Raw genomic sequence first — 25,888 nt, 5'->3', positions numbered from 1 at the left:
AATTTATCTGGAGTAAATTTGACCAGCCGCAGGCTGGTCCGAAGGGCAAGTCTCATGGATGAGACGGGTAAACCCAATATGAAGTACCCGTATGAACGTCAGATCAACGGTTACTTCCAGTTCGACCCGGTTACGATGACGTGCATCTGTCCCGCCGGAGAATCTCTGCGTCACGAGGGTACCCGAACCGATCAAAACGGCGTGCCCAGAGCCCACTTCCAAGGGCGATTATTGCAGTGCCGCCACTGCCCTAAAAAGCACCAATGCATGCAAAATCCCAGCTCAGCAGATCACCGCAAGGGCAAAGGAAGACAGGTCTCCTACACCCTGGAGCTCAGGCGCGGCCCAACGTATACCGACTGGATGAAGCACCGAGTCGATAGCCAGCAAGGCAAAGCGATTTACGGTCATCGCATGTCGGTGGTTGAGCCCGTGTTCGGCAACATCGGCAGCAACAAACGTCTGAATCGCTTCAGCCTGAGGAGCAAAAAGAAGGTGCAGGGTCAGTGGCAGTTGTATTGCCTGGTACACAACATTGAGAAGCTGGCGAATTATGGGCAGTTAGCGGCACGAAACCGGGGCTAGAATATGGCCAGACATTGGCCACAGACGGTCATGTGAAGAGTGTTCAGCGCCGGATATCAATAATGCCGTGGTGTTGCCAACAAATGATCAAATTTACGCCAGTTGATCGCAGGGTGCGAAAAACAACAAAGCGGCTGCGGATTTGGCTCTAAAAAGGGTTTTTCTACAGCCTCGTTATGTACTTTTGACACCCGATACGTTACAGGGTACATTCAAGGAATGATTCGAAGCTTCAAACACAAGGGCTTGGCTAAATTCTTCAAGTCCGGCAGCACCGCAGGGATTCAGGCCGCTCATGCAAAGAGGCTTCGGCTTATTCTCGGTAGGCTAAACGCAGCGTCAGACGTTAATGATATGGACTTACCAGGCCTTCGACTGCACGAGCTCTCGGGGAATCGCACCGGAATTTGGTCAGTGACGGTCAGTGGTAACTGGCGAGTGACGTTCTGGTTTGAGGACGGAGATGCCGAGATAGTGAATTACGAAGATTACCACTGAGGTACCGCCGATGTTGATGCACAACCCTCCCCACCCGGGTGAAGTCTTGCGAGAGCTTTGTCTGGAACCCCTTGGCTTGTCTGTAACGGCTGCCGCAGAAGCATTGGGGGTAAGCCGCAAAACTCTGAGCGCCGTGCTGAACGGCAAGGCTGGTATTAGTCCCGAAATGGCTATTCGGCTTTCTATCGCGTTTGATACCTCGGCAGAAAGTTGGCTGAACCAGCAGTCTCAATATGAACTCTGGCATGCTGAGCAGCACCGTAAAGAGCTCAAGGTTAAGAAGCTTGTCGCTGCCTAGAGCAGCACATAACCAGGCCATGCACCGGATGCCGAACCCTCCGCTTCGCTGCGGCTTTGTCACAGGTGATGGCGAGCGATGTCAAAGAGCCGGCGCTCTATAAGCTCGATATTCTGAATGCTGTCGGGTCATTGGAGGAGCTCCGATCTCCGCCAGGCAATCGGTTGGAGGCTCTGAAGGGAGACTACGTTGGCTTCTATAGTATTCGTGTCAATTCTCAATGGCGTATCGTTTTTCGATGGCAAGGCGCCGGAGCCCACGACGTTAAGATCGTTGACTATCACTGAGGTGTCCCCATGATTCCAACTCACAGAGTAAGTACACATCCCGGCATTATTTTGATAAAGGAGTTCCTTGAGCCTTTAGGGTTGAGTCAAACCGCCTTAGCTGAGCATCTGGGTATTTCTGTTCAGCGTGTAAACGAGATAGTCCGCGGCAAAAGAGGAATAACCCCCGAGACAGCCTGGTTGTTCGCAAAGGCGTTCAACATGTCCCCCGAATTTTGGCTAAGCCTGCAGTCAGCTCACGACCTGTCTTCGCACCGTCCTTTGGTTGAAATTTCACCGTTGGTGTCAACAAGTGCGTAACAATCGGCTGCACCGGCCGCCTGGCCTACGATCCGGCCATCTTGCTGAAGATTATTCTGTTTGCTTACTCCAAAGGCATTACCTCCGTTCTGCACCGCTGTCTCTGTGGTATCAGGACAACGTCGACGACATACCCGCGTTTGAAAAGCAGATGCGTCGGAAGATGCACTATGTCATCCACCCGGATTACCTGTGGAGCAGCATCGCCGAGCTGGCGCGCACGCAGGACGCGGAGCTGTTGCAAACCCTGGCGCGCGGCTTCAAACACATTGAAAACGAATCCTTTGCCAGCACCTTCCAGGGCTTGTTTTCGGAAATTAACCTCCACTCCGAAAAGCTCGGCAAACAATCGACCGACCGGAACAAAAAGCTCTGCACCATCATTACCAAAATCGCCGAGGGCATCGCGCACTTCTCTACCGACAGCGATGTGCTGGGCGATGCCTACGAATACCTGATCGGCCAGTTTGCCGCCGGCTCTGGTAAGAAAGCGGGCGAGTTTTATACCCCTCAATCGGGTGCTTGATTTCGCGTGTGGCTCCGGTTCCTTGTTGCTAAACGTGCGCAGTCAGATGGGCCCGCACGGCATCGGCATGATTTATGGTCAGGAAAAGAACATCACCACCTACAACCTGGCGCGCATGAATATGCTGCTGCACGGGATGAAGGATACCGAGTTCGAAATACACCACAGTGATACCTTGGTGAATGACTGGGATTTGCTCAACGAAATGAATCTGGCCAAAAAACTGCAATGCGATGCGGTAGTGGCGAATCCGCCGTTCAGCTACCGCTGGGAGCCCAATAACGCCCTAGGCGAAGACTTTCGCTTTAAAAGCCACGGCCTAGCCCCAAAATCAGCGGCGGATTTCGCCTTTTTGCTGCATGGTTTTCACTTTCTTGGCGACGAAGGCACCATGGCAATCATTTTGCCCCACGGCGTATTGTTCAGCGGTGGCGCAGAAGCACGCATCCGTGCCAAGTTGCTCAAGGACGGCCACATCGACACCGTGATTGGCCGACCGTCCAACCTGTTTTTCTCCACTGGCATACCCGTGTGCATTCTGGTCCTGAAAAAATGCAAAAAACCCGATGACGTGCTCTTTATCAACGCCAGTGAGCACTTTGAAAAAGGCAAGCGTCAAAATTACTTGCGACCGGAGAATATCGACCAGATTGTCGACTTCTATCAATACCGCAAGGAAGAAGAGCGCTACGTCAGCACTGCAAAGCCAGAAACCGAAATCAAACTTGCAGACGTCCACGCCGAACTTGCCGAGATAGATGAGCGGATGAATAAGGCCGCGAAGGCGCACAATCAATATCTAAAAGAGCTGAACCTGCCGCCCGTCTGACAGAAGACAGCATGATGACCGAGCAGAAGGTTCATAACAATGCGCTGCACTCGGGTAAATTACTCGCTATGCTCGTAATTTACCGGTGAGCTCACCGTTATGTGCCTTGACCACTTCGATCGATAGGGATATCGTAATACCAAAGTCTCATCGATCGGTGCCGCTATGACGGAAGTAACTGTTTCTCCAAAGTATCAGATTGTAATTCCTAAAGAAATTCGAGAATCCATGGGCATAGTCTCTGGGCAAAAGGTCCAAATTATCTCGTATCAAGGACGAATCGAGGTGATCCCGCTAAAATCTATGAAGGAGATGAGGGGCTTCCTCAAGGGGATCGATACCTCAGTAGTCAGGGAAGAAGACAGGGTATGAATGTTGTTGATTCGTCAGCCTGGCTGTCGTATTTCGCCAGTGACAGCAATGCCACGGTATTTGCTGAGCCAATCGAAAAGTTATCGGAGTTGCTGGTGCCGAGCATCACGATTACGGAAGTTTTTAAGAACGTGCTGCGTCAACGCGGAGAAGAGGCGGCCTTGATTGTCACGGCCCATATGAACCAAGGCAAAGTAATCCCGCTGGATTCAGAGTTGGCGATGAATGCCGCCAAGGTTGGTGTTCTTCATAAACTTCCACTAGCTGACAGCATTATCTTTGCCACTGCTCAAAAGTACTCCGCTGTTATCTGGACTCAAGATAATGACTTCGAGGGCTTGGTGAATGTCAGATACATTTCCAAGAAAAACATATAACAATCAGTTTCTACGTGAGGAACCAAGACATGGCTATGCCATTGACCTGATCCCGTACCTCAAAAATCAAGAGTGAAATTAAGTAACCACTGAAATCAGTGACTCTAAGCCCACTGATTTCGATTCAACTGCGAAAAATACTCATGAGTTCCTCACTTCATCGCCTGTACTCTTTTCGTCGCTGTCCCTATGCTATGCGGGCCCGTCTCGGCCTCTTGTTTGCTGATTTGCAGGTGGAGCTTCGGGAGATAATATTGAAAAACAAACCGGACCAGATGCTGGCGATTAGCCCGAAAGGCACCGTGCCTGTTTTACAGCTTTTTGATGGTACCGTGGTTGAAGAGAGCCGGGAAATAATGGTGTGGGCGCTTCGGCAGCAAGATCCACAAGGGCTGTTGGATGCAACGGTTTTGCATCAGGCCAATGCTCTGATTGAGCGAAACGACAATGAATTTAAACATTGGTTGGATCGCTATAAATACGCCGACCGATATCTCGAGATGACCCAGTCAGAGTATCGGCAACAGGGCGAGGCCTTTTTACAGGTTTTAGAGGAGTTGCTGACTAAAAACGTTTACCTACTGGGGGATAACACGACCATCGCCGATATTGGTATCGTGCCTTTTGTCCGTCAATTCGCCCATGTGGATCGCGATTTTTTTTACAACCTACCTTACCCGAACGTGCATCTGTGGTTACAACACTGGCTGGAGCACTCATTCTTTCTGCAAGCCATGACCAAGTTTCGGCCATGGCAAGAGGGAGATGACGTTGTGGTTTTTCCTTCTTAACACTACAAAGAGGCGAATTTAGGGGCCGGATCGGCTGGGCGACATACCGACCAGTCAACGTCGACCCTTAACAAATCCCTTAAAACGCTACTCTGATATTACTTCCTCGCGGAACGAGGCTATCGTTCTTTCCGCCCTGCCCTGAGCCAAATCAAGGCTACTTGCATTCACCGATGGGCACCTTGGCGCATTGCATGCCATTAATCCAGAGTGCACCGCTCAGGTTCGCGGTCACCAGGTTCGCGCCGTTCAGATATGCGTTGTTCAGTTGGCACCCCTCCCAATCAACGTCCAGTGCGGCTGGGTCTGAAGTGGTTGGACCGGTGTTCGGCAACATCGACAGTAACAAAGGCCTGGATCGCTTCAGCCTGCGGAGCAAAAAAAAAGTGCAGGGTCAGTGGCAACTGTATTGCCTGGTGCACAACATTGAGAAGCTGGCCAATTATGGGCAGTTGGCGGCATGATGCAGGTCTATGAAATCGCGAGAAATAGCCCTGAAGCGTCTGACAGGGCGGCATTAGGAGCTGATTAGTGCTATTGATCGAGTATTGCCGACGAACGAACAAGCTTGCACGAGTTAGTGGCAGGCAATGACAAAACAACAAAGCGGCTGATGATTGGGCTCTGTGAAGGGTTTTCTACAGCCTCGTTATGGATAAGGGAGTATTCGTGAAGACCTATAAATTATTAGCTGCGGATCGGACTACTATCATTAGCGAGACGCCAGGGACTTTAGGCGGCAACCAAAGCGCGAATGTTCAACCGGCGAGCGCTTAGCGCCTAAAGGGACTGGGTGAAGCCGATGGCGGCGGTCTGGGTCAGGTTCTCGATAATGGCGGTCAGGGTCGTTTGTTTGCCGTCGTCAGCCCGCTTTGCACCGTCAGTGCACAATCCGGCCCAATCTGAGCAATCATTCTGGCTGAACAGGAACACCGATTCTGGTTCAACGTGAACGGTTGTTCCATCTGAAGCGGTCCTGAGCACTGCCGTCGCACCTGAATGAGCATCGGCCTACCGCCGGTTTTATCCCAGAGCTTAAACGCTACTTCAATGGTTGAAACAACGCCTTCACATCGTCCGCTGTCAGCGCGGCGGAGAAGGTTTCTGTGGTGCCGTACAGGCTGTCGGCGAGCCGGGCTTTTCTCTCTTGCAGGGTTTGTATGCGTTCCTCGACGGTGCCCTCGCATATCAGCCGGTAGACGAAGACGGGCTTGTCCTGGCCGATGCGCCAGGCGCGGTCTGTGGCCTGGCGTTCGACGGCGGGGTTCCACCAAGGGTCGTAGTGAATCACGCAGTCGGCGGCGACCAGGTTGAGGCCTACGCCGCCGGCTTTCAGGCTGATCAGGAACAAGGGCGCTGCGCCGCTTTGGAACTGTTCTACCGGGGCTGCGCGGTTTTTGGTCTGGCCGGTGAGTTTGGCGTATATCAGCCCGCGCTCCTGAAAGGCTTTTTCGATAATGCCCAGCATGGAGGTGAACTGGGAGAAGATGATGATCTTGCGGCCTTCTTCCAGCAGCTCGGTGACCATGTCCAGCAGAAGGTCCAGCTTGGCAGAGGCCAGTTCGCTGTCGCTGGCCTGGCGTTTGAGCAGGGCGGGGTGACAGCAGATCTGGCGCAGTTTCAACAGGGCTTCCAGAATTTCGATCTGGCTGCGGGCGATGCCCTTGTCGGCCATCAGGTCGCGGATCTTTTTGTCCATGCTGGCGCGGATGGTTTCGTACAGGTCGCGCTGGCCCCGGTTGAGTTCAATCATGCGCACCATCTCGGTTTTCTCCGGTAGCTCCGGGGTTACCTGTTCCTTGGTGCGGCGCAGCAGGAAGGGCCGTATGCGACGGCAGAGGGCAGTGTGGCGCTCGGGGTTGCCGTCTTTCTCGATGGGGTTGCGAAAGAACTCGCGGAATTCCTGGTGATCACCCAGATAGCCGGGCAGCACCAGGTCGAACAGGGACCAGAGCTCTCCCAGGTGGTTTTCCATGGGGGTGCCGGTGAGGGCGATCTTGTGTTCTGCTTTCAGAGCTCTGGCGGCTTTGGAAACAGCCGCCTTGGGGTTTTTCAGGTTCTGCGCTTCGTCGAAAACCGCGGTGGAGTAGGCGGTTTTGTCGTGCATCTCTCCATCCCGGGCCAGCAGCGGATAGCTGGTGATTATCAGGTCGGTGGTGTCCAGTTCCTGGAACTGTTTTTTGCGCTTGGGGCCGTAAAGCACCGTTACCATCAGGCCCGGAGTAAACTTGGCGGCTTCCGCCTTCCAGTTCGGTATCACGCTGGTGGGACAGATCACAATGGCAGGCTTGATAAGGCGACCTGCCTGTTTCTCAACCTGGAGGTGGGCGAGGGTTTGCAGGGTTTTGCCCAGGCCCATGTCGTCGGCCAGCACGCCGCCCAGGCCAGCGTCGCGAAGAAATTGCAGCCAGTTCAGGCCCTCCTGCTGATAGTGGCGAAGATCCGCCTGCAGGCCTTCGGGGGCGGGCACTGTGTCCAGTCCGGTGAAGTCTGCCAGCTTGCGGCCCAGGTCCTGCAGTTGTTCGCCACCACGCCAGTCGGCCTCGGACTGGCCGATCAGCCGGGCGGCTTCAATTCTGGGCAGACGGAAAGGCTCGGACGGGTCTTTGTCCCGGTAGAGTTCGAACAAGGTCTCCAGCATGGGCCTGACCCGTTCCGAAGGCACCCGGATCAGGGTTTCTTCGTCGTGCAGCCAGAGGTTTTCCGGTAGCTGGAGCTCGCCGGTGGAGTCTGTGCCGAAGTCGGGGCGCAGTAATTCCAGGCATTGCATCAGCAGGGGGATCAGGTTGATCTGGTGGCCGTCCTGCACAATGCCCAGCTCCAGGTCGAACCAACCGTCTTCCCCGGTGGCACTGGAGGCGCCGTACCATTCGTCGGCTTCCACCACCGGCACCTGGAAGGACTCGTCCATTTCAATGACCCAGCCGTCGGCCTCCAGAGCCGGTAGCGTCCAGGCTAGAAAGTCCAGCCAGTCTTCATGGGCGGGAAAGGTCAGATCGTTCCGGATAGCCGGGGGCAGGGTCATCAGCCCCTCGGCCATTTGCGCCAGGGGAACCAGGCCGACAATCCGGTTCCGGTGTTCGAACTCCCTGCGCGGGTTGCGTTCAACCAGCAGGGTTTCGCCGTCCTGTTCCAGCTGGACAACGGCCATGGTCTCGCCCAGACCCAGAATCACTCCGTCGTAGCTGAACAGCAGTTTGGCAGCCATCTGTGGCGGCAGGCCGTCAGGCCGGGGCAAGGAATAGAGCTGGAGAATGGGTGTCGGGTCGGCCTGAATGCTGCGGGGTTCCCGGATGCCCTCCGGCAGGCCGATGTTGAATTGCTCCAGCACGGGTTTCAGGTGCAGAACATGGCGGCTGATATCTTCGGAGCTCAGGGACGGCGTCGCCAACAATAAGTCCAGGGCCCCCCCGGAAGAGGGCAGGTTCAGGCGACCGATTTTGTGATTCCGGGTGTCGATGTACCAGGGGGGTTCCGTGGCGACAACCCGGTATTCCTCCGGATGTTCCTTAAGAAGGAGGCTCCAGCGGTCGTCTGGACCCTGCTGCCAGATAAACTCCGTCTCCACTGGCTCGCCGGCGCTCAGTGGCTGGTCTCTCTTGTGGGTCCAGTAGAGGCGGCCCGTGGCCACCGCCGCTTCTAGGAAGTGGGCTCCGATAGAACCTTCCAGCACCTGGACAAGCCGGTGCGCAGTGGGAGTGGCCTTTAACCAGCACAAGGCAGGAACGTCAGCATCCTGGATGTATTTGGGGCGGTTGTAGTCGAGGGTGGCGTTGGTCCAGGAGGTGGTCAGTGAGATCTGGCTGAACTGGCCGTTTTTACGGATGCGGGCCTTACTGACCGAGACGGACAAATCATGCCCGAATCTCGATTCTTCCAGTGTGTAGACGAGTCGCTCGTTGGAGGGCTTCGCCTGTGGTTTGGAGCGAGCCTGCAGAGCATTGAGCCAGTGGGTCAGGGCGAGATCGTTTGTTCCGGACGGGCGGTCGGTTGCCTCCTGTTCCTGGCGACGGTTGGCCTCCAGTAACACGGCCACCGCATGTTTGCACAAATTCCCGACCGGACAAGTGCACAAGGAACGCAGAGCCCATGGGCTGTGGGGGTCAATGGTGACCAGGGTCTGGTAGGTCTGACCGCTGCCTTCCACCTGGGCATCCAGTTTGCGGATGCTGGCCCCCTCCAGGGAGCTGTTCAGGTAAAGAACCCGCTCCTCGTTGAAGTAGCGTCTGCCCCTTTGCAGGGTAGCGGTTCCGAAAACCTCGAGCAGGGTTGGTTGGTCAATCAGTATGGTCATGGTGCGTCCAGGCAAAGCCGGCATTGTAATATACTCGGGTGCTCAGAACAGCCCGGGGGCGATTCGAATGTCGCATTGGGTGGGGCCGCCCTGAACAAGTGGCAGCCCGGAGGATACGTGGCCTATATTGAAAACCATACGGTAGAGAAAATGGGCATCCCCGGTGCTTCTCTATTTAGGAAATATCGTCGGCGAACTATTAATCAACCGTCCGGCAGCTCCGGACGAAACCACTACCGGGCCGGCTCACGGCCGCCCGGTCGGTAGGCTTTTATCTTGAACTGAGACGGATACAACAGCACCTCAATACGTCGGTTTTTCCGACGACTGACAGTATCAATTTCCTTAACCAGCGGTCGGGTATCCGCAAAACCCACTGCCTGCATCCGGCTGGGGTCGATACCGGCCTCTCTCAACACCCGCACCGCTGACGCAGCCCGTGACGCCGATAACTCCCAGTTGGTTGGATACAAACTCTGCAAGGCAGGAGCAATGGAGCGGCTGTCGCTGTGCCCCTGAATACTGATCAGGTGATCCGGAAAGCTTTTCAGTGCATCAGCGAGCAACGTCAGGGTGTGCCGGCCGGCTTTGCCGATTCTGGCAGAACCGGAATTAAACACGATGCTCTCCGGCAGCTTGATCACGGTGGTGCCATCTTCCAGCCGGGACACCAGACTTTCCTTCTCATGACTCAGGGATTGCAGCCGCGACTGAAGGTTATCGGTTGCCGCTTTTTCCTGTGCCATCCGGGCTTCCAGCACGTTGATGGTCTCGGTGGCAGACTGGCTGCGAGCTTGCTGTAGCGCGAGCTGCTCACGTGCTTGTTGGTATTGCTCAGCAACAGACTGGCGCTGCTCGGTCGCCGACGCCAGTGCGGATTGATGCTGCCGGACTTCCCGGCGCGCATCGGCAAGCGCGACGTTGGCTTCCGCCAGCTGTTTTTCAAGCTCGGCAATGCGGTTCTGCGCGTCGGTCTGCTTGGCGGTCGCCGTGTTCAGGTCTGACGTCAGTGCGTCGCGTCGCTGGGATAAGCTCTCAACGTGCTTGGTGGCTGCAGCCAGCTGCGCCGTAAGAGCAGCGATCTGATCCCGGCTCTGTTTGAGCTGACCACCCTGCTCGGCGACCTGCTCCTCCCGTTTGGCTAACGCCGCCTGCGCTGTTTCCAGCTGGGCCTTGAGCTTCTCAACCTGCTGTTGCGCAGTCTGCAAGTCGGCCTTGGCCCCGGCCAGCGTCTGACGCAGGCGGTCGAGTTCGGCTTCCAGTTTATCCGCACTGTTGGTGCGATGTTCGAGCCGCGCCCGAGCTGCCGTCAGCGCCTGCTCGTTTTGTTGCAGTTGGCTACGCAGATCTTCAGCCTTGGATTCAGCGGTCAAGCGTGCATCGGTCAGCTGCGTTATATCCGACTGCAGGGAGCGGTAGCCGTATAGTGCCAGCCCGCCTGCCAGAATCAGTACCACCACCAGTCCACTGTTTACCCAACCTCTGCGCGACATCACTCACCCTGCCTGCGTTTTATGACGACATATCGGGGAAGTCTAGCAGAGACTATTGAACAGCAATGAGGTAAGCGCCAATAAATTCGCACCTGTATCCAGAATCCAGAGTTCGCCACACTGATTCCTGCCTGTCACCCGAGGAGATTACGATGGGCGTTTGGCTACTATGCCGTCTGCTGACTTCTGCGCAATCACCGGCGGGGGTGACGGGGTCAGGTCTTGCGTTTTGCCCGTGCCCTGCCATTTCGTCGTAACTGTCGCGGTCTATCCCAACTACGTAAGGATCCAAGGAACGGCCATGCCACTATAGCTGGAGTTTGCGGAACGAGGCTATTATTCGAGAGGCAAAACGCAAGACCTGACCCCGTATCCGTCGAAGGCAAGGCCCGTACCCGGTATGAGTTTGGCTCAAAGGTCAGCGTGGTGACCACGGCCCGTGAGGGTTTTAAGCCGTGAATGGACAGGAACAATGTTGCAGTCATTCGGAGTCAATGCACATCGCTGGGTAATAATTGCCGGTAATGCAGTACCGTCACCACATCGATCTGGTGCTTTTTCACACAATAAATCAATCGATAAGGTCGGATAAGCACCTCACGCAAGTCGGTCCCTTCATACCCCTCCACTTCATGGCCAATGTCCGGCAAGTCGGCCAGCCGCCAGGACCGGCGTAGTAATTTCTCGACAACGTCACGGGCTACTTTGGGATTGTCTTTCGCAATATAGCTTTCGATTTCTCGTAGTCTTGCTTTCGCCCGCTTCGTCCACTGAACCTTCATGGGGTGATGCCGAACTCCTTCATCACATCTTCCACAGGCGTCGTGCGGCCAGCATCACTGTCCGCTAGCCCTAGTTCAATTTCCCGGCGTTCAACCAGTCGATAAACGACATCATCCCATGTTGCATCCGTGGGTAACTGATCAATCAACTGATGGGCCGCTTGCTTAATATCTATCGCCGTTTGCATGCTACGTACCTCGGTTTCATGTTGATTTATCATATCAAGTTTCCTCTCAGACGGCCTTCACCTTAAAAGTAAACCTGTATGATAAAATTTGTGTGAATGGACAGGCACAACGTAACCTCCCCACCCCCCACCAATGGACGGTCACAGATGACCCTCGTCAAAATTTGGAATAGAATGCCAACTGACCAACAAAAATAAATCTGCCCCGGTTTCTCGAAACCGTAGGAGGAAAGGAAAATGGCGGCACTTATACCTCGTTCAGTGACAGAGCCTGACCAGCCACGTTGGCGTGAGCTGTTCTACGGCTACGCAGCGTTCTACAAATCGCCCATAGACGACGATATCGCCGCTCGGGTCTGGGCTGGTCACTAGACCCTGACCACGTCATGGAAGGCATTATTGTCTACCGATTTTGAATGGACAAGCACAGCATAGCCCGACTATAGGCTCATATTTCAAGCAAGAGGCGCAAGATGACACGTCTGGCGACGGGGAAGAAATCCAAGAAAACGCAATCAGAATTTCAGAAACTCTGGGCAAAGGCGGAAAAACTGAAACAGGAAAATGCCCGATTTCGTGATCGCCTGGATGACATAATACAGCGCATCCAAACCGACATAGGCCCTGTGGAAGAAGCCGCCGCCACGCAACAGATACCCCTGCTGAAACGGTTATTAGCGCTGGGGCAACGAAGGTCTTTGTTGCAATGGCAGCGGCAGGCGCTGGATGACTGGATTCGCGAAATACTGGAGCCGTTAATGGGTATTGACGGTATCGAGCATGACGTTCTGGAAGAATTGTCTCGTTACGATGCCTTTCGCTTGGGGATAGAGCTGGATGAGACGTCCTCCATCCCGTTGCAGGATCAGTTGCGAACTTATTTTGAGCAGGAACAACTAGAGTTGCAGGGGGAAAGCCAGGACTGGCAACAGCAAGTCCATCGTGACGTTGAAAAAATTCTTGAGCAAACCTTGGGCCCTGAGCCAATTATGCCTGAGCAGCACGGCGAGAATGCAGACGATCTTTTTGGGAACGAACTGATATACGAGCAGCAGCGCCAATACGATGCTGATGTTAAAGCTCGAAACGCCGCTCGCGAGGAATTACTGGAGAAAATGTTTGCGACAGGCGGATTCTCTGAAAACGACGAAGATGACCGTTTTGATTTCGGTCCGGATCCGTTTGACTTCGATTCGGCGGTTACAGAAGAGGATGAAAGCGAGGTACCGGCGGCTATCAGTAATGTTGTTTTCAAGCGATTGTTTCGAAGTATTGCCGCTCGATTACATCCGGATCGCGAGCGCGACCCGGATAAGCGTGAGAAAAAGCACACCCTGATGACCAGATTGCTTGATGCGCGAAATCAGGGTGACGTCATGACCATTGTTTTGATGTATCAGGAACATGTAGGTGAGGATGCCACTTTATCGAAATTGGATGAAAAGCAGTTACTCCAGGCGTTGAAAGGGCAAATTGATGAGCTGCGATATGAGCAGGAGGATTACAGCCTCCAGTCCCCCCTGCATCGTATGGCCTACGAGCAGTTCTACTCCACCCACCGTGAAAAAACCAATCGGGCTTTCAAGCAACACATCCGGAAAATTGAAAACACTGGCTCAGAGGCATGCTTATTGGCACTGGAAATAACATCACTCAGGGCTCTTAAACCGCATCTCGAGCTGCGTTATGACGAGCGCTCTATCAGCGCGCTGGAAGCGTTTTTTGATTTCAGGTGATGAACAGGACACCACCCAGGCTCGCTCGCGTTAGGGCATGTCCGACAATTCTGGCCGGCACTGATATCTGAAGAGATATTTGAATGGACAGGCACTACATAGCCCGCGGAGAAAAGAGAAGGTGCAGGGTCAGTGGCAGTTGTATTGCCTTGTACACAATATCGAGAAGCTGGCGAATTACGGACAGCTAGCGGCATGATATCGAGGCTGGGATTTGGCCAGAAATAGGCCACAGGCGGATACGAGATGGCGATGATCCTATGGCGAATAGTTAACAAGCGCTTTCAAGAGCATGCGCTGGATGGCGGTGGCGCAAAGCTCTACGAAGGCCGTTGGCACACACAAGGTACGGCCATGGTTTACGCCGCAACATCCAAATCACAGGCCCTTCTTGAAGTACTGACCCACGTGAGTGTGTCTCGCCCAACTCACGATTACATTGCCATTCCAATCTTGGTTCCCAATTCAGTTGTAGGAGCCTATTGGACAGGCGAGTTTCAAATTTCTGAAGAACAGTATAGTTCGGGAAACGATGTGGGTGCCGCAACAAGCGCATGTCAATCTGTTTTCTCTGGTATCGGTTACGCGGAATACTCTCCACTTTTACTCAGTATTACGATTCCAATTGTTGGAAAGCATGTCGATCAAGAACCAAGTTTTGGATCGATTATGAGAGTGGATAGCAAAACCTGTATGGACAGGCACAACGTAGCCTGAAAATCCTGAACCTGCTGTGAGGCGCTTGGTGTGATATCACTGAAACCACGATCAGACCGCACGGTCACAGCGGGGGTTGGCGAACTGATGTAGTTCATTGCCTGGGTTGCGGTAAGGACATTGGCCGTCACCGGGAAAAACAGACTGGTTCCCGGGTGCAAGACAGGCAGTGTAGCGGGTGTCGCCGGGTACATGGAGAAATCCTGGCTCGCCGGCTGGGATAAAAGTACCGGGGGAAACTCGGCAACATTTACCGTGAGTTTGTGCACCGGAGGCTACGTTGTGCCTGTCCATTCTTACTTCCACAGGGGACTTTCACCCCATTAGTTCATGCCCATGCTGGGCGTACACAATCGGCTGCACAGCGACCGTTTTTCCGCCGCTTCGCGGCTCCAAACCGGCGCGTGAGAAGGGCGTTAGGTCAACACCCGGTGCTCTGCTACGTCAGCACCAAAGTTTGTCGTAGCACAGGTTGATGCGCAAGTAATATGCGCATATTATGGGTATTCCACACCTTACGAGTACTGACCCATGCAAGCTTCTGAAGCCACCAAACCTTCACGAAAGCCAACAAACCTATCGCTGGATAGTGCTCTTCTCAAAGAAGCAAAAGGTTTGGGAATCAATGTTTCGAGGTCTGCAGAGGCAGGGATCGCGGAGGCTGTGAAACTTTATAAGAAGGCGAACTGGCTGAAAGATAACGCTAGCGCCCTCGCGAGCTCGAACGCATACGTTGAAGCTAACGGTTTGCCTCTCGCACAGTATCGTCAGTTCTGATGGCCCGTTTCGATATCTTTGAAAATAAGGGTGGAGCTGGATTTCTATTGGACGTCCAGTCAGACCTTATCAGTAGCTTGAACACCCGCGTTGTCGTGCCACTGTTGCCCAAAACCTCGGCACCGTCCCCTGCGCAGAGGCTTAATCCTGTATTTAATATTGAGGGGCAAGAGGTAGTAATGGCCACTCAGTACATGGCGGCTGTTTCCGAAGGTGAATTGCGTTTCGGCGTTGGCAGCCTTGCTAAACAACAGGATCAGATTTCTGCAGCGTTGGACATGCTATTTTTGGGCTTTTGATACAAAAAAAATTCTGATCTTAGTTTTGTACCGCAGTCGTCTAACAAATCGCAGCAGCGGATGGCTTTCAGCCGCCGCTTATCTCAGCGTTGAGGCTGTAGAAAAACCCCAAACTAGGCCGGTTTTGGCAGTATTGAGCAAACAGACAGGGAGCCGTCGGTATGCCTCGTTTCAAGTACTACAACTACGACCAAGATACGATGGTTATCATCAACTACCGAGAACAACTCCAGCCCGGCACTTTTGAACACGCCGTTCACTACCTGATTGAACACAAGCTGGATTTGACGGTGTTTCATCCCAAGTATCGCAACGACGACACCGGCCGCCTGGCCTACGATCCGGCCATCTTGCTGAAGATCATACTGTACGCCTACTCCAAAGGCATCACCTCCAGTCGCAAGATCCAATGGTGCTGCGAGACCAACATCATCTTTAAAGCACTGCCCTGCGATACCGTCCCGCACTTCACCACCCTGGCCAAGTTCGTCAGCCAGCACGCCGATGAGATTGAAGAGCTTTTCGAGCAAATACTTCTGGTGTGCCATGAACAGGGCCTTCTGGGCAACGAACTGTTTGCCATCGACGGCTGCAAGATGTCGTCAGACGCCGCGAAGGAATGGTCTGGTACCTTTAAAGAGCTGGGCGAAAAGCGGGATAAGCTGCAACGGTTGATTCGCCACCATTTGCATGAGCATCACGAGCGGGATGAGGCCGAAACGAAAGCGGCAAGATGACCATGCCATGCACTGGTGCAACGATTACGTGAAGTGGTACAACTACTTGCAACACCACAGCAGTCTTGAAGGGTTTACGCCGGCATTAGCCATCACTGGAGAAAAGCGATATGAACATAGCTTCCGCACCCTATCCAATCGGTACGCCCGGTGCTCCTTGGGGCGACGAGGAACGCGCCGAATGGTTGTCACGACAGCCCCGGCAACGCAGCTACGAGTCCGAGGTATTGAGTGTGACCGAGCGCCTGCGCTCGCGCTTCGACGCGGAACAGTATGGCCGTCTGGACTATGGCCCCGAAAGCTATCCGCTGATGGCGATCCGCAGTCGCGACTGGCGTGACGATTTGCCGGTTGTGCTGATAACGGGCGGAGTACACGGCTATGAAACCAGTGGTGTACACGGCGCGCTGCAGTTTGTCGATCAGCATGCGGCGGATTACGCGGGCCGCTCGTTCCGCCATGGCAGTCCGGCTGAGGATTCGGCGGCACTCATGCGACTGGTGGCGCCCGTTCGCGATAAAGTACTGATGCATATCGACCTGCACGAAACCACCGATACCGACGAAACCGAGTTTCGTCCCGCGCTGGCGGCCCGCGACGGCAAGCCGTTCGAGCCGGCTGGGATTCCCGATGGCTTCTATCTGGTCGATGACAGCGAAAACCCGCAGCCTGAATTTCAACAGGCGGTGATTGAGGCGGTGGAGCAGGTCACTCATATCGCTCCGGCCGATGACAACGGCGAGATCATCGGCACACCGGTGGTTACTCGGGGCGTTATCCAGTATCCGCTCAAGCAGCTGGGCCTGTGCGCCAGTATTACCAGCGCCCCATACAAGACCACCACTGAGATCTATCCCGACAGCCCCCGTACAACGCCCGAGCAATGCAATGCTGCACAGGCTGCCGCAGTGTGTGCGGCTATCGACTACGCGCTGACGCATCAGTAATCAGGCATATGCTCAGGCAGAGAGCCGAGGCGATCAAAAATTCGAGGATTAAAATATGATTTTAAGGGTTTTCGGCACCATTGGGACATTTCTTCTAGTTTTCCTGGGGCTAATGTATGAAGTTGGCGACTTTAACGTCGCAGAATTTTTCGTTTTTCTGGGACTCGGGTTTATAGCGGGCTTAATCGCTTGGTTTAAACTTTTTAAACCAAGCTCTAGACGTAAAGGCAATTAATATCAGTCCGTTTAGGAAAATGCCAATCGCGCCAGATTTGGTTGCATTGATTAAAGAAGCCAAGTCTGCTGATTTCGATTCAACTGCGAAAAAAGACCAATGACGTCCTCACTTCACCGCCTGTACTCTTTTCGTCGCTGTCCCTATGCCATGCGCGCCCGTCTCGGCCTCTTGTTTGCTGGTTTGCAGGTGGAGCTGCGGGAGATAATATTGAAAAATAAACCGGACCAGATGCTGGCGATTAGCCCGAAAGGCACGGTGCCTGTTTTACAGTTTTTTGATGGTACCGTGGTTGAAGAGAGCCGGGAAATAATGGTGTGGGCGCTTCGGCAGCACGATCCACAAGGACTGTTGGATGCAACGGTTTTGCATCAGGCCAACGCTCTGATTGAGCAAAACGACAACGAATTTAAATATTGGTTGGATCGCTATAAATACGCCGACCGATATCTGGAAATGACCCAGTCAGAGTATCGGCAACGGGGTGAGGCGTTTTTACAGGTTTTAGAAGAGTTGCTGACTAAAAACCCTTACCTACTGGGGGACAGCGCGACCATTGCCGATATTGGTATCGTGCCTTTTGTCCGCCAATTCGCCCATGTCGATCGCGATGTTTTTGACAGCCTACCTTACCAGAACCTGCATCTGTGGTTACAACACTGGCTGGAGCACTCATTCTTTCTGCAAGCCATGACCAAGTTTCGGCCGTGGCAAGAGGGAGATGACGTTGTGGTTTTTCCTTCTTAACACTGAGCACTTAAACTTTCTTGGCCTCTTTAATTGACCGCGATTAGTTGACCACTACAGTTCCGATGTTACTTCCTTGCGAAACGGACAAGTCTGTCAGCCGGCACGCCGATGGCCGCTAGGCGAACTTTCCGGTTTCCATGGCCCCTTTGGTCCTATTCTAAGATCGCCGATGTTGTGATTCGCGTCTGGTCTAAAACACCCAACATTACTGGAGAAAATCTATATGCATATCCAAATAAATACAGACAAGAATATTTCCGGAAACGAGGCAATGACTCAAAGTGTCAAAAAAATTCTTGACCACGTTCTAGCGCGCTTCGCGGGTCAAATCACTAGGCTGGAAGTACACCTTAGCGACGAGAACAGCGCCTCGAAGTCGGGCATGATTGACAAGCGATGTTTGCTAGAGGCTCGACTTGCAGGACGTGAACCGGTATCGGTAAGTGACTTGGCACTCACGATTGAGCAAGCGGTAACCGGTACCGCCCATAAGATGGTTAGCCTGCTGGGACGTGAACTGGGCAAGCTCGGCAAACGCTAACGGCTATCGGCCTTGAGCCTGACAAGGCAGACTCAAGGCCGTCAGCGTTAGCTTACTGACCAGAACATCGGGGCCAGGTTTTGCACTTTGCCCCGTCAATCACGAAGCGTCGCACAACGTTACGTTAGCGAGATGGAACGCTAAGGCAATCCATGCTGGCATCGCCCAGTTCGGTGCCACCGTCTACCGTCATAATCGTCCCGTTCATATAGTGACCCATATCACTGGCAAGAAAAATCGCGGCGTCGGCTATCTCTTTGGCTTCACCAAATCGTTTACTGGCAATTTTCTTGGCCATTATTGCTTTCGTTTCGGGGGTGGGCGCTAAACGCTCGGCGCCCTCGGTGCCACTGATTGGCCCTGGTGAAATGCCGTTGACCGTAATGCCAGACGCGCCCCATTCCATTGCCAGGCATTTAATCATCATATTGATGCCCGCTTTGGCTGCGCAAACATGAATCTGGAAAGGCATTGCAGACACGGCTTGTGGAGCACTGATCGCGATTAAGGAAGCACCTTTGTTAAGATGCTGAAAGCCTAAATGGAACACGTTGTATGTGCCAAGAAGGTCAATATCGATAACGGTCTTAAAGCCTTTCGGCGATATCCCCACGGCAGGTGCCGGGAAGTTACCTGCCGCACCAGAAATTAAACAGTCAATCTTGCCAAGTTGCGCAACACAGGCCTGTAGAGCGCTCGCAACTTGTTCGGGGTCTCTAACGTCAGCCGTCAGCGCAATCGCACTGTGTCCGTTACTGCTTTTAACACTTTCAGAAATCTCCTGAGCTGCCGCTGCGGCTTTATCTGCGTTTCGGCCAAGTACGGCCACCTTCGCACCCACTGCCGCCATGCCTTTGGCTATACCCAGATTAATGCCGCTGGTTCCGCCAGCAATAAAAACGACCTTATCTTTTAGCGTTGTCGGGTCAAACATATTGGCTTGCTCCTTTGTGCGGCTTTTAGACTGCACACTGACTGGCGGTAGAGACACTTTCATGTAAGTCAGGCCAAGCAGTGGCAAAAGATTACTCGATCGAGTATCCATCCTTTTGTGTGGAGTTCAAGCAGAATATATAGGGGTCGCCTGGAGGGTGTATCTTCAATCCAAATTGGGTGGATGAACCTGAAAATTGGGCCAGCAAGCTGGTTCCAGAGGTAGGAATCCGATCATCAAATGGACGCCAGTCGAGCCCAGTTCAGGGGATTAAAAAGCCGGCCGGCCAATACGCCCTGAACATCGCGCTCCAGAAAACGGCCCTTGAAGTCTTCAAACAGCCGTTCCCGAAATAACCCGTAATAAGCGGTCGTGAAAGATGGTCGTCATTAACTACCGGGGGCTTGTTTCATCTTCTTAGCGTTGTCTGGCGCATCGCTTCCTTATCCGGATGCAACACCAGAGATTTTGGCGCAGCAATCGGCTATAGTTTAATTTTGGAGGCTCTCTCTGCCTGTAAACTTCTCACTTCTCTTGGTTGGCGGGTGGGGGTTGTGGCCTCCGCGCCGCAAAAACGAATCAAGTTGTTGCAGTTGGCATGGAACTGCAACTTAACAATTCGCAGCACCTCGCTGCCGATGGCCGCTGGACGAACTTTCCATGGCACCTTTGGTCCCATTCCAAGGTCTCCGATGTTGTGATCCGCGTCGGGCCAAGAACACCCAACATTACTGGAGAAAATCTATATGCATATCCAAATAAATACAGACAAGAATATTTCCGGAAACGAGGCCGTGACGCAAAGTGTCAAAGAAATTCTTGACCACGTTCTAGCGCGCTTCGCTGGTCAAATCACTAGGCTGGAAGTGCATCTTAGTGACGAGAACAGCGCCTCGAAGTCGGGCATTATTGACAAGCGATGCCTGCTAGAGGCTCGACTTGCAGGTCGTGAACCGGTATCAGTAAGCGACTTGGAACTCACGATTGAGCAATCGGTAACCGGTGCTGCCCATAAGATGGTTAGCCTGCTGGGCAGTGAACTAGGCAAGCTCGGCAAACGCTAACGGCTGTCGGTCATAGGCCGAACAAGTCACTGCAGTTGACCAGCCAATACGCTGCGGCGCTTCGCTCTGCTCTGTATTGCTCGTCAACTGAGCTCGAGCGTTATGTGTAATATATGAATCAAGCATTGCCAACCGCTTTGCGGGCGACTGGAAGACGGAATAGGGGAACTACTCAGGCTACTTTTCCGACCCCGATGGCCGCCGGATGTTTTTGACACGCTGGCCTGATCCCATAACAAGGCCGCTTTTACTCGCTTACAACAGTAACCGGCCCAGTGGCGTGCCTGATAACTTTTCACTGACACTACCCAAAGTCAGGCTGCGCACTGCGGAATGGCCACGCCCTCCCAAAACCATGTGCGTGCTCGGATTGGCTTCCAGATATTCGATGATTTCATGAGCGGGATCCCCTTTGAGCAGGGTCTCTTCGGTTGAATCGAGCTTCCCACTCACGGCCTCTTTCGCGGCGTCGAACACTTTACGCCGATAGTCTTTGATTGATCTGAACCGTCGCAAGCGACCGGTACTTGGTGAATTATGCAATGGTTTTCTAGTTGGACTTGGGCACTACTGCTATTGATGCCCCTGCTGTGCCACGCGGAAACTAGCGATTGGCAGGCAGCATTAAACAACGATGCAGCGCGTTTTGATCGCTTGCACACGTTGGTGGTCGTCCATCAGGGCCAGGAAATTGTGGCGCTGGATTTGAAGAACAGGGGCCTGGACACGCCGACCAATATTAAGTCTTTGTCCAAGACCGTGCTGGCCGCCCTGGTGGGCGTCGCCATCGAAAAAGGAGTGCTTGAGGGGACTGATCAGGCGGTGGTGGAAACACTTGGCGACCGGGTGCCGGCCTCTGCCACTGACGGCGTGGAACGCGTCACTCTTGGACACCTGTTGTCTTTGCAGGCCGGGCTGCAGCGAACATCCGGTCGCCATTACGGCAGTTGGGTGAATAGCGATAATTGGGTGCACCACGTGTTAACCCGGCCCTTCGTTGATGAGCCGGGCGGGCGCATGCTCTACTCCACTGGCAGCAGCCATCTGCTCTCCGCCGCGTTGACCGAGAGCGCCGGTCGAAGCACCCGGGCCTTGGCACGGGAATGGCTGGGCGAGCCCCTCAATATCACATTCCCGGACTGGGGCCGGGACCCCCAGGGGATCTATTTTGGCGGCAACAACATGCGTATGTCGCCCCGTGATCTAGCGAAAATCGGCGAGCTGTATCGTAACCAGGGGCGAGTGGGAGACCAGATTTTGTTCCAAGAAAACTGGGTGAGCGAATCCTGGACCGGGCGGGGGAAATCAGCCTACACCGATGATCCCTACGGTTACGGCTGGTTTCTGCATTCACTGGCGGGCGAATCCGGTTACTACGGGCGCGGTTATGGCGGTCAAGTGCTCTACGTGATTCCTTCCCTGGAATTAACAGTCGTAATGACGTCGGACCCTACCCCACCGTCGCCAGGCTCATCCTATCTGCGCCGCCAATTCCAATTGATTGAAGACCACATCATCCCGGCCTTTCGTGACTAGAGTTCAAGGTTGATAGGAATCAGAGTACCCTGCAGCTCGCCGGTACGCCCCACGCGGCCTTTCTGGTTTATCAATTCGTTAGACGATCAAGGATTTCAAATGGCGATGCATATAATACGGACGTTGGTGCTTTCCTGTTTTTTCTGTTTCAGCGCTGCTGCGGCATCGGCTGAGACCTTGGTATTTACGGCCATCCCGGATGAAGACGAAACCAAACTTGTTGAGCGTTTTCGCGGTGTCGCGGACTACCTGTCTGAGCAACTGAATGTTGATGTGCGCTATATTCCAGTGAAGTCCTACGCGGCTGCCGTTTCAGCGTTCCGTAACAATCAGGTTCAGCTGGCGTGGTTTGGCGGTCTTTCTGGTGTGCAGGCGCGCAGGCTGGTTCCGGGCTCTGAAGCCATCGCCCAAGGTGTTGAAGACGAAGCCTTCGAAACCTATTTTATTGCCAATACCAACACGGGCATAAAACCCGCTGCAGCGCTTTCAGAGCTCAAAGATCAGTTGCAAGGTAAAACCTTTACCTTCGGCTCCAAAGGCTCGACATCTGGCCGGCTCATGCCTGAGTTCTATGTGCGCGACACCTTTGGTGCAAAGCCTGATGACTTTTTTTCGCGCGTTGGCTTCAGCGGCAACCATACGCGCACCCTTCGCCTGGTTGAAGCCGGCACTTACGATTTAGGCGCGCTGAACTTTCAGGTTTGGGAGAAAGAACTGGGTGATGGAAACATAGACACCGATGCCGTTCAGGTGATCTGGAAAACGCCCCACTACCCGGATTATCAGTGGACGATTCGTGGCGATGTGGATGAGCGTTTTGGTGATGGCTTCAAGCAACGCGTTACCGAGGCGCTGTTGAGCCTTGATAACCCGGAACTGCTGGAAAGCTTCCCGCGTTCAGGTTTTATTCCTGCTTCCAACGCCGACTATGAGCCGATTCGTAAAACAGCTCAAGAGATCGGGATTCTCGATTAATGACAGGTTTTGACCTTACGAACCTTACGGCCTCATTCAGCGGCAAGCGGGTTATAGGCCCGTTGTCGCTGAAGGTTAATCCGGGCGACAAAATCGCGCTGGTGGGTAAAAGTGGTGCGGGAAAATCCACTTTGATTCGCCTGATTTACGAACGAGTTAACCGGGATTCGTCTCTGATCCCTCAGGATCTTGGCCTGGTAAACGCCCTTTCGGTGTTCCATAACGTCTTTATGGGCCAGCTCGATAAACATCCCACGTGGTACAACGCCCTCACGCTTGCCCGTCCGTTCGCCAAAGACAAGGCTGACGTGCTGACCTTATTGCAGTCACTGGGTATCACCGAAAAGCTATGGACACCCGCAGCCTCTCTGTCCGGTGGGCAGCGCCAGCGTGTTGCTATCGCGCGAGCGCTGTACCGTAACGCCACCGTGCTGCTGGCCGATGAGCCGGTTTCTGCACTCGATGGCCCCATGGCGAACTCGGTCATGATGCAACTGCGTGATCGCTTCACCACCAGTGTTATTGCGCTGCACGATGTGGACCTTGCATTGAATTACTGTACCCGAATCGTTGGCATTCAGGATGGCCAGGTCGCCTTGGACCAACCCAGCGAACACCTTGCAGCGGCAGACATTGTATCTCTTTACTAGGTAACGCGGCCCGTTCTATGCCCTCTTCCCCAACGGTTCGTGTCAGCCTGATTTTCGTTGCCATCGCCTTGGTTGGGTTGCTGTTTGCGGACATCGCGGTGACCTCCTCCAACCCTTGGCGGGATCTCGGTAATTTCCTGTTTGGCATCGCAACGCCCAACTTTTTCAGCACTGAAGGGTTGATGACCGCACTGTTGAGGACGGTCGCCTTTGCCTTTGTCGGGGTTGCGCTTGGCAGTGTCGCAGGCTTCCTGATGGCATTGGCTTACCGATTCCTGCCGGTGCGGATTTTTTGCGCCTTCATCCGCGCCATTCACGAGCTTTTCTGGGCGTTGATTTTCCTGCAGTTCTTTGGTTTTCACCCACTCACGGGCGTATTGGCCATCGCCATTCCCTACGCCGGGATTTTCGCCAAGGTCTATTCAGAAATCCTGGAAGAGGCCGACCCGGAATCCGGCCGTGTACTGCCACCCGGCACTGGCAATATTTCGGCGTTCCTCTATTCCCGCATTCCCGATTGCTGGTCAAAGATGCGCACCTACACAGCCTACAGGCTGGAATGCGGCCTTCGCTCCAGTGCGATTCTTGGCTTCGTTGGCCTGCCCACGCTTGGCTTTTACCTTGAAGCATCGTTCTCCCAAGGGCTTTATTCCGACGCTGGCGCGATGCTGATTCTGTTCTATGTATTAATCGCCACCATGCCGCTCTGGGTAAGGCCAAAGCTTCTGCCCGTGTATGTTGTTGGCGCTCCCTTTTTTCTGGGTGAAGGGTTGCCAATTGTATGGGGCAATGTGCAGCGTTTTTTCACCGAAGATATCGTGCCTGCGCCATTGCGCAACGGGGAAGGTTTGACGGGGCTAGCGCCTTGGCTAAGTGATTTGATGATCAACGAGGCCATGCCGGGCATCTGGAACACCATTGTGCTTACTCAAATCGCGCTTGTAGCGACAGGGATTCTCTCGTTACTGGCATTCCCCTTGATATCAAGTCACTTTGGCGGGCCTATACGGCGCAATGCCGGGCATGTGGTTCTGGTGATCACGCGATCCACGCCCGAGTACATTCTGGCGTATATTCTGCTGCAACTCTGGGGGCCTTCAATGCTGCCTGCGGTGGTTGCTTTAGCGCTGCACAACGGTGGGATTATCGGGCACCTGATTGGCCGGCAAACCAATTCCATCAAACTCCGTGCAGACGCTGCAGCAGGTTTCAATCGTTATAGCTGGGAGCTGGTACCCCGCGTATATCGCTCATTTCTGGCGCTTCTGTTCTATCGCTGGGAAATCATCATGCGGGAGACAGCCATACTGGGGATTCTCGGCATCTACACGCTTGGGTTCTATGTCGACAGCGCTATTCAGAACATCCGTTTTGATCGTGCCATGGTGCTGATTCTGATAACGGCGCTGCTCAACATTGGAATTGATACTCTCGGGCGTTATATTCGCCGTAAGCTCGCCCTGCAAACCATGCCGACCTGCTGAGCAAGAAACCGTTAGGCACTGAAAGAATTTGACTTAGACAAAGTGGATATCGGGGAAAGGTGCTAACAATCGCAGGCACGGCATCGTCTTTTCCATTGCGGCTTCGCCTCCATTTCAAAGCCGCACATGTTGCGGGCGTTAGGGCTGGTCGTAGTGCCCACCAATGGCGAAAATATAAATGTATCTATCGTCGAATCGGAATATGAGCCTATCCTTCTGTGAAATTCGCTTGGACCACAAACCGGACAGGCTGTGTTTAAGCGGCTCCGGTTTACCGACGCCAGTTGATGGGTCTTCAGAGCGAAGCATTTCTTTCAGTAGCTTACGGAGAGCTTTGTGCAGGTTCTTATCTTTTTCACGCATCTTTTCATACGCCTCCCAAGTGCTTCCCTCAAATACCAGTGATCTCATTCATCTGCTCGTCATTAGGTGTATATCCTTGGCCTCGGGCGTGAGTATCGAGGGAGGCCGCAACTTGTTGCATCAGATCTCGATTTTGAAGCACGTGCAGTGTTTCTTGCTCTCTTTCCCAGTCCTCAGCACTAATAATCACGAACGCGGCTCCGGCGCGACGCGTCACCTTGAGGGGTTCGTGTCTACTAACAACCTGCTCTACAAGACTTTTCAGGTTGTCTCGGAATTTGTTTACACTGATGATATCCATAACTCCACCATTACGTACGGAAACTCAGTACGACTATATCGCAGTAGCCCTAACAAGGCCAAGCACGGCGACAGCTTTTTCGTTGCGGCTTCGCCTCCACTGCAAAGCTGCGCGTGTTGGCAGCGTTGAGGCTGAATAAAAACCCAAAATCAGATCGATTTCAATAGGATTCAGCAAACAGACGAGGAGCCTTCGGAATGCCTCTTTTCAAGCACTACAACT

30 protein-coding genes and 4 pseudogenes are annotated in these 25,888 nt (G+C 53.6%); 24 read left to right on the top strand and 10 right to left on the bottom strand.

Annotated features, from left to right (window positions below; genetic code table 11):
• Window positions 1–111 precede the first annotated feature (111 nt).
• From ATI45_RS21800 to ATI45_RS02795, 9 genes and pseudogenes are all read left to right on the top strand, one after another.
• Window positions 112–585: pseudogene (locus tag ATI45_RS21800) on the top strand (transposase); the annotation flags it as partial.
• Window positions 586–804: 219 nt separating this feature from the next.
• Window positions 805–1,083: a type II toxin-antitoxin system RelE/ParE family toxin gene (locus tag ATI45_RS02830; RefSeq protein WP_007349587.1), complete on the top strand. Its 279-nt coding sequence runs from the start codon at window positions 805–807 to the stop codon at window positions 1,081–1,083.
• A 10-nt stretch (window positions 1,084–1,093) separates the two neighbouring features.
• The gene (locus ATI45_RS02825) at window positions 1,094–1,381 is read left to right on the top strand and encodes a HigA family addiction module antitoxin (RefSeq protein WP_026596149.1); all 288 of its coding nucleotides are present in this window, start codon (window positions 1,094–1,096) and stop codon (window positions 1,379–1,381) included.
• Window positions 1,382–1,449: 68 nt separating this feature from the next.
• The gene (locus ATI45_RS02820) at window positions 1,450–1,668 is read left to right on the top strand and encodes a type II toxin-antitoxin system RelE/ParE family toxin (protein WP_098418185.1); all 219 of its coding nucleotides are present in this window, start codon (window positions 1,450–1,452) and stop codon (window positions 1,666–1,668) included.
• A 9-nt stretch (window positions 1,669–1,677) separates the two neighbouring features.
• Complete coding sequence (locus ATI45_RS02815; protein ID WP_081622979.1) at window positions 1,678–1,968, top strand: HigA family addiction module antitoxin; 291 nt, start codon at window positions 1,678–1,680, stop codon at window positions 1,966–1,968.
• Between the two features lie 88 nt (window positions 1,969–2,056).
• Window positions 2,057–3,323: pseudogene (locus ATI45_RS02810) on the top strand (type I restriction-modification system subunit M); the annotation flags it as partial.
• Window positions 3,324–3,488: 165 nt separating this feature from the next.
• Complete coding sequence (locus ATI45_RS23240) at window positions 3,489–3,695, top strand: AbrB/MazE/SpoVT family DNA-binding domain-containing protein (RefSeq protein WP_098418184.1); 207 nt, start codon at window positions 3,489–3,491, stop codon at window positions 3,693–3,695.
• Window positions 3,692–4,072, top strand: a complete 381-nt coding sequence (locus ATI45_RS02800) for a type II toxin-antitoxin system VapC family toxin (protein WP_098418183.1) — start codon at window positions 3,692–3,694, stop codon at window positions 4,070–4,072. Before ATI45_RS23240 ends, ATI45_RS02800 begins: the two co-directional genes overlap by 4 nt.
• 143 nt (window positions 4,073–4,215) lie before the next feature.
• Window positions 4,216–4,863: a glutathione S-transferase gene (locus ATI45_RS02795; RefSeq protein ID WP_179888376.1), complete on the top strand. Its 648-nt coding sequence runs from the start codon at window positions 4,216–4,218 to the stop codon at window positions 4,861–4,863.
• A 157-nt stretch (window positions 4,864–5,020) separates the two neighbouring features.
• On the opposite strand, the gene ATI45_RS23235 is transcribed toward ATI45_RS02795, so the two are convergent.
• The gene (locus ATI45_RS23235) at window positions 5,021–5,200 is read right to left on the bottom strand and encodes a pentapeptide repeat-containing protein (protein WP_143751121.1); all 180 of its coding nucleotides are present in this window, start codon (window positions 5,198–5,200) and stop codon (window positions 5,021–5,023) included.
• On the opposite strand from ATI45_RS23235, the pseudogene ATI45_RS23230 reads away from it, so the two are divergent.
• A pseudogene (locus tag ATI45_RS23230) lies at window positions 5,175–5,327 on the top strand (transposase); the annotation flags it as partial. The gene ATI45_RS23235 and the pseudogene ATI45_RS23230 sit on opposite strands and share 26 nt — an antisense overlap.
• A gap of 316 nt (window positions 5,328–5,643) precedes the next feature.
• Here ATI45_RS23230 and ATI45_RS02780 read toward each other — a convergent pair.
• The 5 genes from ATI45_RS02780 to ATI45_RS02760 all read right to left on the bottom strand — a co-directional run bounded on the left by ATI45_RS02780 (window position 5,644) and on the right by ATI45_RS02760 (window position 11,653).
• Entirely contained in the window at window positions 5,644–5,847 is a 204-nt protein-coding gene (locus tag ATI45_RS02780; RefSeq protein WP_098418181.1) for a hypothetical protein, read from the bottom strand.
• A 58-nt stretch (window positions 5,848–5,905) separates the two neighbouring features.
• Window positions 5,906–9,157, bottom strand: coding sequence for a DEAD/DEAH box helicase (locus ATI45_RS02775; RefSeq protein WP_179888375.1), 3,252 nt, complete (start codon window positions 9,155–9,157; stop codon window positions 5,906–5,908).
• Between the two features lie 233 nt (window positions 9,158–9,390).
• On the bottom strand, window positions 9,391–10,650 hold the full coding sequence (locus ATI45_RS02770) for an OmpA family protein (RefSeq protein WP_098418179.1): 1,260 nt from the start codon (window positions 10,648–10,650) through the stop codon (window positions 9,391–9,393).
• Between the two features lie 491 nt (window positions 10,651–11,141).
• Window positions 11,142–11,432: a type II toxin-antitoxin system RelE/ParE family toxin gene (locus tag ATI45_RS02765; protein ID WP_098418178.1), complete on the bottom strand. Its 291-nt coding sequence runs from the start codon at window positions 11,430–11,432 to the stop codon at window positions 11,142–11,144.
• Window positions 11,429–11,653, bottom strand: a complete 225-nt coding sequence (locus ATI45_RS02760) for a hypothetical protein (RefSeq protein WP_218925881.1) — start codon at window positions 11,651–11,653, stop codon at window positions 11,429–11,431. The genes ATI45_RS02765 and ATI45_RS02760 overlap by 4 nt, the downstream gene beginning before the upstream one ends.
• 204 nt (window positions 11,654–11,857) lie before the next feature.
• Between ATI45_RS02760 and ATI45_RS22965 the strand changes: the two genes are divergently transcribed.
• The 9 genes and pseudogenes from ATI45_RS22965 to ATI45_RS02715 all read left to right on the top strand — a co-directional run bounded on the left by ATI45_RS22965 (window position 11,858) and on the right by ATI45_RS02715 (window position 18,359).
• Window positions 11,858–11,992: a hypothetical protein gene (locus tag ATI45_RS22965; protein WP_267283846.1), complete on the top strand. Its 135-nt coding sequence runs from the start codon at window positions 11,858–11,860 to the stop codon at window positions 11,990–11,992.
• Between the two features lie 101 nt (window positions 11,993–12,093).
• Window positions 12,094–13,356 (top strand): hypothetical protein, encoded by a 1,263-nt coding sequence (locus ATI45_RS02755; RefSeq protein ID WP_098418177.1) that lies wholly within the window; start codon window positions 12,094–12,096, stop codon window positions 13,354–13,356.
• 246 nt (window positions 13,357–13,602) lie between these two features.
• Window positions 13,603–14,073, top strand: coding sequence for an RES family NAD+ phosphorylase (locus ATI45_RS02750; protein ID WP_098418176.1), 471 nt, complete (start codon window positions 13,603–13,605; stop codon window positions 14,071–14,073).
• A gap of 531 nt (window positions 14,074–14,604) precedes the next feature.
• Window positions 14,605–14,850: a type II toxin-antitoxin system CcdA family antitoxin gene (locus tag ATI45_RS02745; protein ID WP_098418175.1), complete on the top strand. Its 246-nt coding sequence runs from the start codon at window positions 14,605–14,607 to the stop codon at window positions 14,848–14,850.
• Window positions 14,850–15,149: a CcdB family protein gene (locus tag ATI45_RS02740; protein ID WP_098418174.1), complete on the top strand. Its 300-nt coding sequence runs from the start codon at window positions 14,850–14,852 to the stop codon at window positions 15,147–15,149. The genes ATI45_RS02745 and ATI45_RS02740 overlap by 1 nt, the downstream gene beginning before the upstream one ends.
• A gap of 161 nt (window positions 15,150–15,310) precedes the next feature.
• Window positions 15,311–15,877, top strand: a pseudogene (locus ATI45_RS02735) (transposase); the annotation flags it as partial.
• Window positions 15,878–15,996: 119 nt separating this feature from the next.
• The gene (locus ATI45_RS02730; RefSeq protein WP_098418172.1) at window positions 15,997–16,833 is read left to right on the top strand and encodes a peptidase; all 837 of its coding nucleotides are present in this window, start codon (window positions 15,997–15,999) and stop codon (window positions 16,831–16,833) included.
• Window positions 16,834–17,167: 334 nt separating this feature from the next.
• Window positions 17,168–17,815, top strand: a complete 648-nt coding sequence (locus ATI45_RS02720; protein WP_098418170.1) for a glutathione S-transferase — start codon at window positions 17,168–17,170, stop codon at window positions 17,813–17,815.
• Window positions 17,816–18,089: 274 nt separating this feature from the next.
• Complete coding sequence (locus ATI45_RS02715) at window positions 18,090–18,359, top strand: hypothetical protein (RefSeq protein ID WP_228735919.1); 270 nt, start codon at window positions 18,090–18,092, stop codon at window positions 18,357–18,359.
• Between the two features lie 124 nt (window positions 18,360–18,483).
• Here ATI45_RS02715 and ATI45_RS02710 read toward each other — a convergent pair whose 3' ends face one another.
• On the bottom strand, window positions 18,484–19,293 hold the full coding sequence (locus ATI45_RS02710) for an SDR family oxidoreductase (protein WP_098418168.1): 810 nt from the start codon (window positions 19,291–19,293) through the stop codon (window positions 18,484–18,486).
• A gap of 746 nt (window positions 19,294–20,039) precedes the next feature.
• Here ATI45_RS02710 and ATI45_RS02705 point away from each other — a divergent pair.
• Window positions 20,040–20,357: a hypothetical protein gene (locus ATI45_RS02705; protein ID WP_098418167.1), complete on the top strand. Its 318-nt coding sequence runs from the start codon at window positions 20,040–20,042 to the stop codon at window positions 20,355–20,357.
• Window positions 20,358–20,612: 255 nt separating this feature from the next.
• Here the strand turns inward: ATI45_RS02705 and ATI45_RS02700 are convergent, their stop codons facing one another.
• Window positions 20,613–20,834, bottom strand: a complete 222-nt coding sequence (locus ATI45_RS02700) for a universal stress protein (protein WP_228735918.1) — start codon at window positions 20,832–20,834, stop codon at window positions 20,613–20,615.
• Window positions 20,835–20,894: 60 nt separating this feature from the next.
• Here ATI45_RS02700 and ATI45_RS02695 point away from each other — a divergent pair, with 60 nt between their 5' ends.
• From ATI45_RS02695 to ATI45_RS02680, 4 genes are all read left to right on the top strand, one after another.
• Window positions 20,895–21,893: a serine hydrolase domain-containing protein gene (locus ATI45_RS02695; protein WP_098418166.1), complete on the top strand. Its 999-nt coding sequence runs from the start codon at window positions 20,895–20,897 to the stop codon at window positions 21,891–21,893.
• A gap of 99 nt (window positions 21,894–21,992) precedes the next feature.
• A complete protein-coding gene (locus ATI45_RS02690) occupies window positions 21,993–22,868 on the top strand; it encodes a putative selenate ABC transporter substrate-binding protein (protein WP_218926104.1) in 876 nt (291 codons plus the stop codon).
• The gene (locus tag ATI45_RS02685; protein WP_098418165.1) at window positions 22,868–23,518 is read left to right on the top strand and encodes a phosphonate ABC transporter ATP-binding protein; all 651 of its coding nucleotides are present in this window, start codon (window positions 22,868–22,870) and stop codon (window positions 23,516–23,518) included. Before ATI45_RS02690 ends, ATI45_RS02685 begins: the two co-directional genes overlap by 1 nt.
• Window positions 23,519–23,535: 17 nt before the next feature.
• A complete protein-coding gene (locus ATI45_RS02680; protein WP_098418164.1) occupies window positions 23,536–25,002 on the top strand; it encodes a PhnE/PtxC family ABC transporter permease in 1,467 nt (488 codons plus the stop codon).
• Between the two features lie 138 nt (window positions 25,003–25,140).
• On the opposite strand, the gene ATI45_RS02675 is transcribed toward ATI45_RS02680, so the two are convergent.
• Window positions 25,141–25,365 (bottom strand): Txe/YoeB family addiction module toxin, encoded by a 225-nt coding sequence (locus tag ATI45_RS02675; RefSeq protein ID WP_267283845.1) that lies wholly within the window; start codon window positions 25,363–25,365, stop codon window positions 25,141–25,143.
• Between the two features lie 28 nt (window positions 25,366–25,393).
• Window positions 25,394–25,666, bottom strand: coding sequence for a type II toxin-antitoxin system Phd/YefM family antitoxin (locus ATI45_RS02670; protein ID WP_098418162.1), 273 nt, complete (start codon window positions 25,664–25,666; stop codon window positions 25,394–25,396).
• Between the last annotated feature and the right edge of the window lie 222 nt (window positions 25,667–25,888).

Origin of the sequence: Marinobacter sp. LV10MA510-1 (assembly GCF_002563885.1) — a bacterium.
Classification (GTDB): Bacteria; Pseudomonadota; Gammaproteobacteria; order Pseudomonadales; family Oleiphilaceae; genus Marinobacter.
The sequence above is the reverse complement of the archived record's forward strand: the minus strand, read 5'-3'. Positions and strand labels throughout refer to the sequence as shown.